This is a genomic window from Mongoliibacter ruber, from assembly GCF_003003005.1.
Classification (GTDB): Bacteria; Bacteroidota; Bacteroidia; order Cytophagales; family Cyclobacteriaceae; genus Mongoliibacter; species Mongoliibacter ruber.
This window is the reverse complement of sequence record NZ_PVTR01000014.1, coordinates 1-14,858: the sequence shown is the minus strand read 5'-3', so window position 1 is coordinate 14,858 and position 14,858 is coordinate 1. Positions and strand designations below refer to the sequence as shown.

The window sequence follows — 14,858 nt, the reverse complement described above, 5'->3', positions numbered from 1 at the left end:
TGAGATAAAACAGAAAATTAAAGAATTACTCAATCCTATAAATCTATGGCTAACAGGGCGTTTAGCAAAAGTAATTACATGAAGAATTAACCGCTTATAAACTTTTAGTGTAATTTTGACACTAATTAATAAAATCAATATGATTTTTCAATCACTCCTGCCTTAAAGTAAACAGTCTTGATGTCAAAGAATCAATTTTACTGATTCTGTTATTTTAAAAAATCCAAACACATTCTAAAAACTAAAGAGTTTTGATTGGAACACCTTTGAAATAGTGGGAATGCTTCTATCGATAGCAAAGAGAAGTAAATAGAAATTTAAGCACTCTCTAATCCATTTTTACAATTGCTTTCAATACATTTTCCTTCCCGAAAAATAAGGATTCAAACTGTTTGGGAAGATTTTGGAATTCAAGATAATGACTTACCCAGAAGTCGGTCTGAATGGCATTTTGTTCTATAAGTGTAATGATGTTTTTAAAGTCGGCAGGCAAGGCATTTCTGCTTGCCATTAAGGTAAGTTCCTTTTTATGAAATAAAGGGTCATGAAATTCGAAGTTTCCCTGATACAGTCCTATAAATACAATAGTTGCACCATGCGCTGCTATTTCCAGAGTGTTTTTCATGGAATAGGGATTACCCGTAGCATCCAAAATCACTGTGGGTAAATCTCCCTCAAAAATTTTCCTGAGTGCCTCTACCTGATCGAAGTCACTTTCTGTGATATGAAGTGTATTTTTAAGCGGTAAGTTCTTTTTGCAGGTTTCCAGCCTGCTTTTATTGATATCCATCACTACCACTTCTTTGCTTTTCAATGCTGCAAATTGAGCGGTACCCAAACCAATAGGCCCTGCCCCTATCACCAAGACCTTATCTTCTTTTTGGATCTGAGCTCTTTGGACTGCGTGAAAACCAATGGCCAAAGGTTCTATAAGTGCAAGTTGCTCAAAAGTCAAAATGGCTGAAGCATGAAGGTAATTGGCATCAATCAGGAACTGTTCACGCATTCCTCCATCTTCATGAACTCCGAAAACAGAAATTGCTTCTCCACAATTGGTCTTTCCTCTCCTGACAGCTTGATCTTTGGTTTTGTTGAAATAAGGCTCTACAGAACAGCGGTCACCGGCTTTTAAGTGCTTTACCTCTTCTCCTACCTCAAGAATTTCCACACCCAATTCGTGTCCAAGAATCCTTGGAAAAGAAAAGAAGGGCTGTCTCCCTTTAAAGGCATGTATATCTGTACCACAGACACCTATTCTACGAACTTTCACAAGAGCTTCATGCGGTTTTGGTTTATTGGGAAATTCTGTCTCAATAAGCTCAAAATCTTCAGGTTTATTAAGAATTATGGTTTTCATTCAAGGATGTTTTTAGGTTAGGTTTCCAGGTAATACTCAATACCAATAGAATTTATAAAATAGAATTAACCAATGGTTTCGAACCAATATCAGTAAATAACTTAGCCGTGGTGCATCCAATTCTCCTAATTGAGGGCAGGTAGCTATTAGTATCGGGTCTCCCAAAAACCATCAATCAATTGATTAGTGGTATGCTTGCGGATAATCACTTTACTTAAATTCAAATTTACACAACTCACTATTGGCTTTTGGGCTGTGTTTTAAATAAAGCATCATCAAGTGTTAATTTCCGGATGCTTTCAATTCATAAATCCTGTTTTTTTCAGTACTAATGTCATACACATAGCCCTCAGGAATCCGGAGAAGGTCAAGAACGACATTCCCGGCCACAATTGGTGTAGGTGTATGTGCTACAACATAAAAGGGGTTCTTGTTTTCCCCTTCAGCTTTCGGGATTTTCTCTCCATCAGCAAGTTTCAACGCTATTCCGGAACGGATTCTGAGATTTCCACCTAGTTTTGACTTTATCCTGATGCTTTCTATTTCACCGTTTTGCCAGACCAGATCCAGGATTTCAAAACCACCTCTTGCCATGAGTCCTTTTACCTTCCCTTTGGGCCAGGCGTCAGGTAAAGCAGGAAGCAGATGGACTTCACCGTTTGCACTCTGCACCAACATTTCAGCAATACCTGAAGTACAGCCAAAGTTTCCGTCAATCTGAAAAGGTGGATGAGCATCAAAGAGATTATTGTATGATCCTCCGCCTTCAAATTCCCCCCTGACCGGTGAAAGTTGATTTTGGATAAGGGTATAGGCATGATTGCCATCCAGCAGCCTTGCCCACCAATTGACCTTCCAGCCCATGCTCCAGCCTGTGGAAATATCTCCCCTATGAATCAAAGTCGTTTTGGAAGCAGCTGCCAGTTCTGGCGTTCGCAAGGGAGAGATCTGATTTGAAGGGAATAGTCCATAAAGATGGGAAATATGGCGGTGTTTGTCTTCCGGATCATCAATGTCATCCAACCATTCCTGCAACTGCCCATGTTGTCCGATATGCATGGGCGGTAGCTTCTCCCTGTAGGCCAGTAATGAGTCCAAAAACTCATTGTTTTCTCCGACGATTTTTCCTGCCTGTATGACTGTACTGAAAACATCAAATGCAATTTGATTGTCCATGGTTGTGCCTGCATCCAGGGATGTTCCCTCATGCGCTTTGGGTGCATTTTCCGGCGAAGTTCCGGGGTTTACCACCAGCCAGCTTTTTTCCGGATGCGGTACAAGGAAATCCAGGTAAAAAAGAGCTGTGCCTTTAAGTATTGGGTAGGCGCGATTGAGAAACGCTTCATCTCCTGTATAGAGATAATGTTCCCAAAGGTGCTGACTGATCCAACCTCCGCCACCGTTCCAGATCCCCCAGAAAATATCATCAACAGGCCCCGTTATCCTCCAGATGTCTGTATTATGGTGGGCCATCCAGCCTCTGGTTCCATACATTTCTCTTGCAGTCTGTTTGCCTGTTTCAGCCAACTCTTCTACCATCCTCAAAAACGGTTCATGCAATTCTGACAGGTTAGTCCTTTCTGCGGGCCAATAGTTCATCTGTGCATTGATATTGATGGTGTATTTACTGTCCCATGGAGGGCTAAGTCTGTGGTTCCAGATTCCCTGAAGGTTGGCCGGCTGGCCTCCCGGCTGTGAGGAGGATATCAGAAGGTACCTGCCATATTGGAAATAAAGTGAAACCAAATGGGGATCATTACCTGATTTAAAGGCTTTCAAGCGCTCGTCTGTAGGAAGGCTTGCCGCTTCTGTGGTTCCAAGGTCTAAACTAACCCGATCAAAATATTTTTTATATGCTTGGATATGACGGTTTTTGAGAATTTGATAATCTTCTTGGGCTACTTTTTCCAATGCAGTTTTTGCTGACTTTTTCTCATCTCCGGAAATATCATCATAGCGCTTGAAATTACTCGCCATGGAGATGAATATATAGACAGAGTCAGCGTTGCTGACTTCCATGCCATTCTCTTTTTCTATGAGTTCACCTCCAAATTGCCTGATATTGGCCAAAGCCTGAAACTTCACCAAACCTTCCACACCTTCATGGCTGGAGGTTTTGCCGGAAAGACCCAAAGTAGAAACAGCATCATTATTGGTTATAGAAGATTGGTGCGGGCTTGAAAACTTTGTGTTGAAATTCAGGCCTCCTTTGACATCGGTACTTAATTTGAGGACAATGACATCATCTGCAAGAGAAGCGAAGGTTTCTCTTTGGTAAGATGCGTTTCCAATCTTATACCTGGTAAGCTGGATGGCATTTTCAATATCCAACTCCCTGTAATATTCTCCGGGATCTATATGGTCAGGAAATTGAATATGTAGATTTCCTACAGGCTGGTACATCTGACCATGGGACTTTTTGGATTGGATATTTTCCTTGGCCAACTGTTCTGCTTTTTTGTACTCCCCTTCAAAGATTGATTTTCTGATTTCGGGAAGTGCCTCCAAGGCATAGGGATTATCATTTCGGTTGGGACTACCGGACCAGACAGTTTCCTCATTCAGTTGGATGATTTCCTCAGGCAAATTTCCATAGATCATGGCGCCAATACGCCCATTTCCGATCGGCAGTGCATTTTCCCAGGTTTCACCGGAAGGTTGGAGGTACCAGAGTTTAAGGCCGGGATCAGTCTGTGCCGCACTTTGAAAAATAAAAAGAATAAAAGCCAAGGGGATAAAGGTTTTTTTCAACATGGATTTTGAAAGTGGTTTTTGCATCATGATTCAGGAACTGCCGAAGTTGTTTCACCAAAATAAGGTTGAATTACGTTTTGTTAGCATACCTTAATTGATAAATATAACTGGTATGAGTTGGATTCCTCTACAGCTCATACAATAAAAAAGACAGCGCAAAGAAACAGGCTTCATTTTCTTATTTTTTTAAAGAAATCAAAGCTAATTTTCAATTTATTGACCTAGAAGTAATTTTTTTTGAGGTTCTCAAAATTTTTTTTGGGCGTAATTTCATTGGCTGAAAACATTAAAAATCAAAATCTTCAGATAACTAAGATTGTAATGGATTTTAGTGAAATTCTGATTATCACCACTTTTACGTCTTTTGGAAAAAGAAAAAACAAGTTGATTTTTTTTTAAATACTTCAACACAGAATAATAGCCATTTATCTTATTTTTTTTATTTATAATGGAATTTTGAACCTGAAGAACAAATTAAATTTTTGAATTAAAAACTTTAATTCTTCCATGGGTTCTAAATAAAATTAACTTTATTTGACCATTGAATTTACACATGCCATTGCTTAAAAATACGTGTTTTCATGTATTTTCCACCACCCAAATTCAATAATAAGATTTTATCAATTTACCCATCACACACAGTACATCAACAAGTGATTAAGGCACTGGGAATTGATATAACAGAATAGGTTTGACACCAATTGTCAACCTGAAAATTTGAAAATTAATAGTATCAATAATTTGAATATTCTTATTCATACACTTCTAGTTCTTATATAAAGTAGTCTTCCAATCTTCATTGTCCAATCTATACAAATGAAAAAAAATAGCCGAAGAGAATTTCTTCGATCAGGGTCAGTATTAGCTTCAGTTGCAGCTTTTTCGCCATTCAGGCTAAGCTACTCCAATGCTCTATTGGAAGTTAAATTTGAGGGTCAAACAAGCCATCTCCAAATAGTACATACGGCAGGTCTACACGGAACATATACTAATCCTGATCAAATTGGAGGCTTAAATCCTTTAGGTGAATATTTGAAAAAACTTCAAACCACTCCATTATTCCTTGATGCAGGTAACTTTTTAAATCCAGACTTATCATTGGATGAAAATTTAAAGTTTGCAAAAGACCTAGTCTCAAGTGGAGTTAAAATGGTTGCTTTGGGTAAATCAGAAATGAGTTTTTCAAATGCTGATCTCAAATTCATTATTTCAGAAAGTGGCCTGAAGGTCATTGGGAATAAATTGGAATCAAAAGGACTGAAAAAAGGGGAAAGTTATTTCACAAAAGCCATAGTACAATTTGGAAAATATAGAATAGGGGTTTTATCGACACAGGGTTTGACATTGAGTAAGTTAAATGCGTACGGTATGGAAATGAAACTTCTTCATCAATGCGATGCCTTGATTGGTTTAGGCGATGTTCCAATAAATCTTTCCAACAAGCAAAATCTGAGATTAGACGCTTTTGATCATGAGGTGACCCACTACTTATTAGGGCTTACCGATCAAGTCGGTGTAGGATCCCGAATCATTCATTCACCTTCGGGAAAAGAAGTGTGGATTTCTAAGCCTGCCGAAAAGGCGAAACTGGTCAGTTCCTTTATTTATTCAATGGATAAAGACTATAAAATCAACAACTTAACAAATCTGTCATTTGTCCCTGGAAATGCATCCCGGGATAAAATGTTGGCAATTCAATCAGGTATATATTCAACTAATCAAGCATAAGTATGGAACCATTTCTAGCGGAAATAGTGCTGTTCTCATTCAATTTTGCACCAAAGGGTTATGCTCTTTGCAATGGACAATTACTACCAATTAACCAAAATCAAGCCTTATATGCACTTATAGGAACTACTTACGGAGGAGACGGGCGTGTCAATTTCGCCTTACCGGATTTACGGGGTAGAGCTTTGGCGCATGTAGGAGCTGGTTTTGTATTGGGTCAAAGAGTTGGCGCGCAAACGCATACATTGAACATATCAGAAGTTCCAACCCACTTGCATGAGTCAAATAAATCGCCTGCTGTTGCTATAAACACAAATGCATCCTCATCTGCTAATTCAGGAGATCCAGAGGGACGGTTTTTTGCAGGGAATAGTAACCTCCCCAACCGTTTCGGGGAGAAGTTTGATGAAGGCCTTGCTGAACAATCTTCTGATTCAAATTCCTCTGGTAGTATTGGAGGTAGTGAAGCGCATTCGAATATGATGCCGTTTTTGACACTCAATTATTGTATTGCCCTCCAGGGTATTTTCCCATCTCCAAATTAAAAACCATGAGCGCCACTGATCCATTTGTTGCAGAAATCTGCATATTTCCTTTCAATTTTGCGCCTAGAGGCTGGGCTTGGTGTAACGGTCAATTATTGCCCTTATCCCAAAATACAGCTTTATTCTCTCTCTTAGGAACTACATACGGAGGTGATGGCAAATCTACTTTTGCCTTACCCGATCTGCAGGGCAGGGTTCTTATGCATCCTGGTCAAGGCCCGGGTCTTTCCCTTTACGATCTGGGAGAATCAGGAGGAGAAGGCACAGTAACCCTCCTTGAAAGTCAAATTCCATTTCATACACATGCTGTAGATATTAATATCCCAGTTGGAGCTGCTGCTGATACTGATTCGCCATTGAATGCCTATCCTGCAACTTTTGAGGCAGGAGCTCAAGTGAATGGAAATCCAGCCGAATTGTATTCGGACACTTCTGATGGCAGCATGGCTACTTTCAATTCAGATATCAGCACCGAACCCCTTGGCCAAGGGCAAGCCCACAACAATATGCAGCCATCCCTTTTTGTTTACTATTGTATCGCTCTCCAAGGAGTTTTCCCACCAAGATCTTAACTGCTATGTCTCAACCTTTTATTGGACAAATTCGAATTTTCGCCGGTAACTTCCCTCCAGCAGGGTGGATGTTTTGTGAAGGGCAATTACTGGCCATTTCGGAAAATGAAACCTTGTTTCAGCTAATTGGAACCACTTATGGAGGTGACGGTCAATCTACCTTTGCTCTGCCGGATCTACGCGGTAGGATTCCCATTCATCAGGGAAATGGTTTTACATTGGCAGAATCCGGCGGTGTCGAACAAGTAACCTTAAGCATAGGTCAAATTCCAGCGCATTCGCATAAACTAAAAGGCCCAAGTATGGTAGCTTTGGGATCGAATGCAGGAAATTCGGAAGATCCCTCAGGAAAATACCCCGCCATATCACCTGGAGTAAACCTCTATAGTACAACGGCAAGAGAGAATATAAATATGGCTACTCCCCAGCCTGTTGACAACTTGGCTATCTTGACACCCAAGGGTGGCAGTCAACCACATACCAATATCCAGCCTTATTTAGCTGTTAATTATATAATTAGTCTATTTGGGATATTTCCTTCGCCAACCTGATGAAAAAAATCGGTATTTTACTTCCTAAATCAAGTACGCATCCATATATAGGATATGATTTCTTTTATGGGTTAAATGCATTTTACGCTTTCCATGGCGATAACAATCCTTCCTTTTTCACTTCAAACATTGGATTTGGGATAGATGATGATCTGCTTTATTCAGAAACCGAAAAGATGTTTTTGGAAAAAAATGTAGATGTTGTTGTGGTATTTGCAGAGCATCCTAAAGTGGATAAAATCTTTCCATTGGCATCGCAGTTTCGCAGGCCAATCCTTGTTGTAAATGCAGGTGCAAAGTATCCAGTGAAATGGAAAGCTGCAGAATACGTGATATTTCTCAATTTGGGAGAAATGCTTTCTGCAAAATTAGTTGCTAAAAAAGGGATAGTCCAAAGTGGGATTCAAAAAGGCATAAATGCAACCAATTTTTATGATGGAGGCTATGGAATGGCAGATGGATTTTACCTTGGACAGGAAAGTGCAGGGGCTAACATTTTATTCAACTTTATTTCCAAGCATTTAGAAGCTGATTTTGATTCCCGATCAATAATAGACTTTTTAGAAGAAAATCAGGATCCCATATTGATTTTTTCTACTTATACAGGGGAAATTTTACCCCTATTTCTCAAAGCTGTAGAAGGTTTTGATCCAAAAATAACCTTGGTCTGCAGTCAGGCAACAATCCATGAAATCATCTCAAATGAATTGGGGTCAAAGATGGCACTACCTGAGATCATCGCCTGTAGTTCACTGAGTCCGGAGTGGCCAAGTAAGGGATTCCAACCCATCAATGAATATTTCAAAACTGAAGTCAAGAGAGAAGCTTCCCCATTCTCATATTTGGGCTGGGATGCTGGAGAGGTACTTCAAAAACTTTCTTCTTTAGCAAATACGGGCTGGAAAGAATGTGCACAGAAGCTTGAACAAACTACAATCACTGGAAGTAGAGGTGCACTTCGATTTCATTTGGAAACTGGATATTTTATTGGTGACCAGTATCAGTTCAAAGTCCGTGGAGATAAGTATAAAGTTATAAAAATAGAAGTAGAGGAAGTGCTGAAGGAATGGGAGCAATTGATGGAAAGCAGACCTACCCCCCCTCAAGTGGGTTGGTTCAATACCTATTTGTGTTCTTAATAAAAGTAATCACCCGAAATCGATCTTTCAAATCTGTTTCCGAAAAAAAATAGGTTTTTAGGTCTACACCCACACGAAATGAAAAAATTCTACAAAAGTCTACTGACTTTCCTTGCCCTTTTCCTTCTTGGTTACACTTCAATTTACGCTCAGTGTATCCTATTTCCAGGAAATTTAGTTTTTTCCGGAGTGAATCTGGAAGATGATGGCGTAAATGGAGCGACCCAAAACGATCGGTTTAGCTTTGTTTTATTGCAGGAAGTCAGTGAAAACTTTGAGATTTATTTTACTGATCTTGGCTGGACTGCCTCTAATTCATTTCAAACTCCGGCTAAAGCATTGACAGATGGAGTGATCAAATGGACAGCTCCAGCAGGAGGCGTCCAATCAGGAACTCAAATTACCATAGATGCAAAATACAACTTGTCCGCCAGTTTGGGTTCAATCATTGGCGTTCGTGCTACTCCAAATGATCCCAATATTTATTTGGACCTGGGAAATTCAGGAGATCAACTTTTCGCATTTACAGGCAGTATTGAAAACCCTGTTTTCATAGCTGGAATTAACCTGAATCAAAACTGGTCCAATCTCCCTTCTGATAAGTTAACCTCCTCTGAATCAGCTTTACCAGCTAGCCTCAACATTGCAAATGTGCAAAATGTAAGTTTGTTGAGTGCATTTTCAAATGGATTTACAGATGCTGTTATTTCAGGTGATAGTTTCAATGGACTATTTTCAGATATAGTATCGGAATTTAACCAAAATTCAAATTGGATTTTTGATGAAACGTATCTACCTGATTCCCGTGCTACAGGATTTCAGCTTCCCAAAACACTGTCTTTTTCAGTTACACCTTTCAATTTTCTCAATACCCCTACAGGAACAAATTCAATCACCTACGGTGCAAATACGCAATTCACGGTTTCAAATGTTGATTCTAGGAATATCACTTCATATCAATGGCAAATAAGCACAAATGAGGGCGCTGATTATTCTGATTTAGCTGATTCGGGAATTTATTCCGGAACGACTTCAGCAACGCTAGAAATCTCCAAACCAGAAGTTTCAAATAGCAATTACCGTTATCGCGTAAAAGCGGTAGATGCATGCGGAAATGAGGCAATTTCAAATCATCTTGTTCTCACGGTAAATCCAAGATCTCTTACAGTTAACTTAATTGGCACGGTCGAAAAGGAATTTGATGGGAACACCCTGGCAACCATTACAAATGAAAATCTTGAATTAATTGGCAGTTTGGACGAAGATGATGTTGCAATTGTCAATCCTGGATCGGGAATCTATGCAAACGCTACAGTTGGAACTGCTATTCTGGTAACTGTCAATGACCTTACAATCACAGGTATCGACGCCAACAATTATTCACTGTCCTCAACTTCAGCAGCTGCAAATGTAGGAATTATCAACCTTGCTGAAATCACAGGAGTCACTTTGGATGGTCAGAGCTTTGTCTTTGATGGAAATGAAAAAACTCTCGCGATCAGTGGTGAGCTGCCTGAAGGAACCTCGGTGGCTTATACGAACAACGGTAGAACAATCGTCGGAACGCAGGAAGTAACCGCAACGATAAGCGGCTCCAACTATACAAATCTGATTCTGACAGCAGATCTGACCATCACACCTGCCAGCATCACAGGAATCACATTTGAAGGTGATAGCTTCACCTTTGACGGATCCGTGAAAACAATTGAAATCTCAGGCGATCTACCAGAAGGAACTTCTGTAGCCTATACCAATAATACCCGTACGATTGTAGGTTCGCAAGAAGTGACAGCTACAATATCTGGCGCTAATTACACCACACTGATTCTCAATGCAAATTTGACTATTACTCGAGCAACTGTTACAGGAGTCACGTTTGAGGACATTAGCTTTCCCTTTGACGGTTCCGTAAAAACAATTGAAATTACGGGTACCCTACCTGAAGGAACATCTGTTTCCTATGCCAATAATACCCGAACCAGCTTGGGGTCTCAGGAAGCCATTGCAACCATATCAGGTGCTAATTACACCACCCTGATTTTAAATGCAAACTTGACTATTACTCTTGGTACAATCACAGGAGTTACCTTTGAAGATGGCACCTTCGGCTTTGACGGTACATCGAAAACCCTGGAAATCTCAGGTGATCTCCCAGAAGGAACTTCAGTTGACTATGCCAACAATACCCGAACAAATGCGGGAACGCAGCAAGCAACAGCTACCATTTCAGGGGACAATTATACCACATTGGTGCTCAATGCAGATCTGACCATCACGCCTGCAACAATCACAGGAATCACCTTCGGCGATGACAGCTTTATCTTTGACGGAAATGAAAAGACCATCGAAATTTCAGGTGAACTACCAGAAGGAACTTCAGTTGACTATACCGCCAATACCCGAACCAATGTAGGAACGCAAGCAGCGACAGCTACCATTTCAGGAGACAATTATACCACATTGGTACTCAATGCGGATTTGACTATCACCCCTGCAACAATCACAGGAATCACCTTCAGCGATGGCAGCTTTATCTTTGACGGAAATGAAAAAACCATCGAAATTTCAGGTGACCTCCCTCAAGGAGCCTCTGTAAGCTATGCCGCCAATACCCGAACCAATGTAGGAACGCAAGCAGCGACAGCTACCATTTCAGGAGACAATTACAACGAATTGGTGCTCAATGCGAATTTGACTATCACGCCTGCCACAATCACAGAAATCACTTTCGACGATGGCTCCTTCACTTTTGACGGAAATGAAAAAAACCTTGCGATAGCTGGTACCCTCCCTGATGGCGCTTCAGTGGGCTATGAAAACAATGGAAGAACGAATGTCGGAAACCAGCAGGTAACCGCAACGATAAGCGGCTCCAACTATACAACTCTGATTCTGACAGCAGAATTAAGCATCACCCCTGCCACCGTTACAGGTATCACTTTCGAGGATAAAAGTTTCACCTTTGACGGATCCGTAAAAAGTATTGAATTAACAGGGACTTTACCTGAAGGTGCATCTGTAAACTACGGCAACAATACCAGAACCGATGTAGGAACTCAAGAAGCAACAGCTACTATATCAGGGGCTAATTATACCACACTGATTCTGACTGCAGGCCTGACCATCACGCCATCAACAATCACAGGAGTCACTTTCGGCAATGGCACCTTCATTTTTGACGGAAATGAAAAGAGCATCGAAATCTCTGGTGAACTCCCTGAAGGAACTTCAGTTGACTATGTCAACAATACCCGAACAAATGCGGGGACGCAGCAAGCAACAGCTACCATTTCAGGAGACAATTATACTACATTGGTACTCAATGCAGACCTGACCATCACACCTGCCACAATCACAGGAGTCACTTTCGGCGATGGCACCTTCATCTTTGACGGAAATGAAAAAGTCATCGAAATCTCAGGTATACTTCCTCAAGGAGCTCTGGTTGCCTATGACGACAATACACGAACCGATGTAGGAACTCAGGAAGCGACAGCTACTATATCCGGGGCTAATTATACCACACTGATTCTCAATGCAGACCTGACCATCACACCTGCCACAATCACGGGAATTACTTTCGAGGATGCCAGCTTTGTATTTGACGGAACCGAAAAAACCCTTGAAATAGCTGGTACCCTCCCTGATGGGGCAAAAGTGGACTATGAGAACAACGGAAGGACGAATGTCGGAAACCAGCAGGTAACCGCCAGGATTACCGGTTCAAACTTTAATGATCTGGTATTGACAGCAGAGTTGACCATCACCCCTGCCACAATCACGGGAATCACATTTAGTGAACAGAGCTTTGTGTTCGACGGATCCGAAAAAACCCTTGAAATAGCTGGCACCCTCCCTGATGGTGCTTCTTTGGACTATGAGAACAACGGAAGGACGAATGTCGGAAACCAGCAGGTAACTGCCAGGATTACCGGTTCAAACTTTAATGATCTGGTGTTGACTGCTGAGTTGACCATCACCCCAGCCACAATCACAGGAATCACTTTCGAGGATGCCAGCCTTGTATTTGACGGAAGCGAAAAAACCCTTGAGATAGCTGGCAGCCTCCCTGATGGGGCTTCTTTGAACTATGAAAACAATGGAAGGACGGATGTCGGAAACCAACAGGTGACTGCCAGGATTACCGGTTCAAACTTTAATGATCTGGTATTGACTGCTGAGTTGGAAATCACGCCGGCCACAATCACGGGAATTACTTTCGAGGATGCCAGCTTTGTATTTGACGGAAGCGAAAAAACCCTTGAGATAGCTGGAAGCCTCCCTGATGGGGCTTCTTTGGACTATGAAAACAATGGAAGGACGGATGTCGGAAACCAGCAAGCGACAGCCACCATTACAGGTTCCAACTACAACACATTGGTATTGACTGCTGAGTTGACCATCACCCCTGCAACAATCACCGAAATCACCTTCGAAGACGGTAGCTTTGTATTCGATGAATCCCAGAAAAGTATTGAAATCACAGGGACTCTTCCAGATGGAACTTCGGTCGCCTATGCCGACAATACCCGAACAAATGTGGGAACTCAGCAAGCAACAGCTACTATAACTGGCTCAAACTTCACCACTCTTGTCCTTAACGCTGAGTTGACCGTTACCCCTGCAACAATCACTGGAGTAACTTTCGAAGACGGATCCTTTGTGTTTGATGAGACGGAGAAAACCATTGAAATCACAGGTACACTTCCGAATGGAACTTCGGTCGCCTATGACAACAATACCCGAACAAATGTGGGAACGCAGCAAGCGACAGCCACCATTACAGGTTCCAACTACAACACATTGGTGTTGACAGCAGAATTGACCATTACCCCTGCCACCATCACGGGAATCACTTTCGAAGACGGATCCTTTGTGTTTGATGAATCCGAGAAAACCATTGAAATCTCGGGTACGCTTCCGAATGGAACTTCGGTCGCCTATGCCGACAATACCCGAACAAATGTAGGAACGCAGCAAGCAACAGCTACTATAACTGGCTCAAACTTCACCACTCTTGTCCTTAACGCTGAGTTGACCGTTACCCCTGCAACAATCACCGAAATCACCTTCGAAGACGGTAGCTTTGTATTTGATGAATCTGAAAAAACCATTGAAATCTCAGGTACGCTTCCGGATGGAACTTCGGTCACCTATGCCGACAATACCCGAACAAATGTAGGATCTCAGCAAGCGACAGCCACCATTACAGGTTCCAACTACAACACATTGGTATTGACAGCTGAGTTGACCGTTACCCCTGCCACAATCACTGGAATCACCTTTGAAGATGGGACTTTTGTATTCGATGAATCGGAGAAAACCATTGAAATCTCGGGGACGCTTCCGAATGGAACCTCGGTCACCTATGCCGACAATACCCGGACAAATGTGGGATCTCAGCAAGCGACAGCCACCATTACAGGTTCCAACTACAACACATTGGTGTTGACTGCTGAGTTGACCATCACCCCTGCCACCATCACTGGAGTCACCTTCGAAGACGGATCCTTTGTGTTTGATGAATCCCAGAAAAGTATTGAAATCACAGGTACACTTCCGAATGGAACTTCGGTCGCCTATGCCGACAATACCCGAACAAATGTGGGAACTCAACAAGCAACAGCTACCATTACAGGTTCCAACTACAACACATTGGTATTGACTGCTGAGTTGACCGTTACCCCTGCCACCATCACTGGAATCACTTTCCAAGATGGAAGCTTTGTATTTGATGAAACGGAGAAAACCATTGAAATTTCAGGTACGCTTCCTGATGGGGCAACAGTGGACTATGAAAACAATGGAAGGACGAATGTCGGAAACCAACAGGTGACTGCCAGGATTACCGGTTCAAACTACAACACATTGGTGTTGACTGCTGAGTTGACCATCACTCCTGCCACCATCACTGGAATCACTTTCGAAGACGGATCCTTTGTATTTGATGAAACGGAGAAAACCATTGAAATCACAGGTACGCTTCCTGATGGAACTTCGGTCACCTATGACGACAATACCAGAACAAATGCAGGAACTCAGCAAGCGACAGCCATCATTTCCGGAGCCAATTATACCACATTGGTATTGACAGCAGATTTGACCATCACCCCTGCTACCATCACTGGAATCACTTTCCAAGATGGAAGCTTTGTATTTGATAACACTCAAAAGTCCCTTGCCATAAGTGGTAATCTGCCTGACGGAACTTC

At 41.8% G+C, this 14,858-nt stretch carries 8 protein-coding genes; 6 read left to right on the top strand and 2 right to left on the bottom strand.

All coding sequences use genetic code 11. The annotated features are described in order from the left end of the window. Window positions 1-328: 328 nt before the first annotated feature. Together CLW00_RS18395 and CLW00_RS18390 are read right to left on the bottom strand one after the other, a co-directional pair. On the bottom strand, window positions 329-1,357 hold the full coding sequence (locus CLW00_RS18395; protein ID WP_106135177.1) for a zinc-binding alcohol dehydrogenase family protein: 1,029 nt from the start codon (window positions 1,355-1,357) through the stop codon (window positions 329-331). A gap of 282 nt (window positions 1,358-1,639) precedes the next feature. Beyond that, window positions 1,640-4,138 (bottom strand): glycoside hydrolase family 95 protein, encoded by a 2,499-nt coding sequence (locus CLW00_RS18390; protein WP_245917380.1) that lies wholly within the window; start codon window positions 4,136-4,138, stop codon window positions 1,640-1,642. Between the two features lie 888 nt (window positions 4,139-5,026). Between CLW00_RS18390 and CLW00_RS18385 the strand changes: the two genes are divergently transcribed. The 6 genes from CLW00_RS18385 to CLW00_RS18360 all read left to right on the top strand — a co-directional run. Beyond that, window positions 5,027-5,839 (top strand): bifunctional UDP-sugar hydrolase/5'-nucleotidase, encoded by an 813-nt coding sequence (locus tag CLW00_RS18385; protein WP_146131456.1) that lies wholly within the window; start codon window positions 5,027-5,029, stop codon window positions 5,837-5,839. Between the two features lie 2 nt (window positions 5,840-5,841). Then, complete coding sequence (locus tag CLW00_RS18380) at window positions 5,842-6,384, top strand: phage tail protein (protein ID WP_170073249.1); 543 nt, start codon at window positions 5,842-5,844, stop codon at window positions 6,382-6,384. A 5-nt stretch (window positions 6,385-6,389) separates the two neighbouring features. Beyond that, entirely contained in the window at window positions 6,390-6,956 is a 567-nt protein-coding gene (locus CLW00_RS18375; protein WP_106135175.1) for a phage tail protein, read from the top strand. A 5-nt stretch (window positions 6,957-6,961) separates the two neighbouring features. Beyond that, window positions 6,962-7,507 carry a phage tail protein gene (locus tag CLW00_RS18370; RefSeq protein WP_106135174.1) on the top strand — a complete coding sequence of 182 codons (546 nt, stop codon included), beginning with the start codon at window positions 6,962-6,964 and terminating at the stop codon, window positions 7,505-7,507. Beyond that, window positions 7,507-8,646 (top strand): type 1 periplasmic-binding domain-containing protein, encoded by a 1,140-nt coding sequence (locus CLW00_RS18365; protein WP_106135173.1) that lies wholly within the window; start codon window positions 7,507-7,509, stop codon window positions 8,644-8,646. The genes CLW00_RS18370 and CLW00_RS18365 overlap by 1 nt, the downstream gene beginning before the upstream one ends. A 78-nt stretch (window positions 8,647-8,724) precedes the next feature. Continuing rightward, the coding region (locus CLW00_RS18360) for an MBG domain-containing protein (RefSeq protein WP_146131455.1) at window positions 8,725-14,858 on the top strand (6,134 nt) is incomplete at its 3' end.

Bases quoted from the DNA above. Each gene is read 5' to 3' on its own strand.
- CLW00_RS18395 (WP_106135177.1), bottom strand. From the start codon at position 1,357: ATGAAAACCATAATTCTTAATAAACCTGAAGATTTTGAGCTTATTGAG.
- CLW00_RS18390 (WP_245917380.1), bottom strand. From the start codon at position 4,138: ATGATGCAAAAACCACTTTCAAAATCCATGTTGAAAAAAACCTTTATC.
- CLW00_RS18380 (WP_170073249.1), top strand. From the start codon at position 5,842: ATGGAACCATTTCTAGCGGAAATAGTGCTGTTCTCATTCAATTTTGCA.
- CLW00_RS18375 (WP_106135175.1), top strand. From the start codon at position 6,390: ATGAGCGCCACTGATCCATTTGTTGCAGAAATCTGCATATTTCCTTTC.
- CLW00_RS18370 (WP_106135174.1), top strand. From the start codon at position 6,962: ATGTCTCAACCTTTTATTGGACAAATTCGAATTTTCGCCGGTAACTTC.
- CLW00_RS18365 (WP_106135173.1), top strand. From the start codon at position 7,507: ATGAAAAAAATCGGTATTTTACTTCCTAAATCAAGTACGCATCCATAT.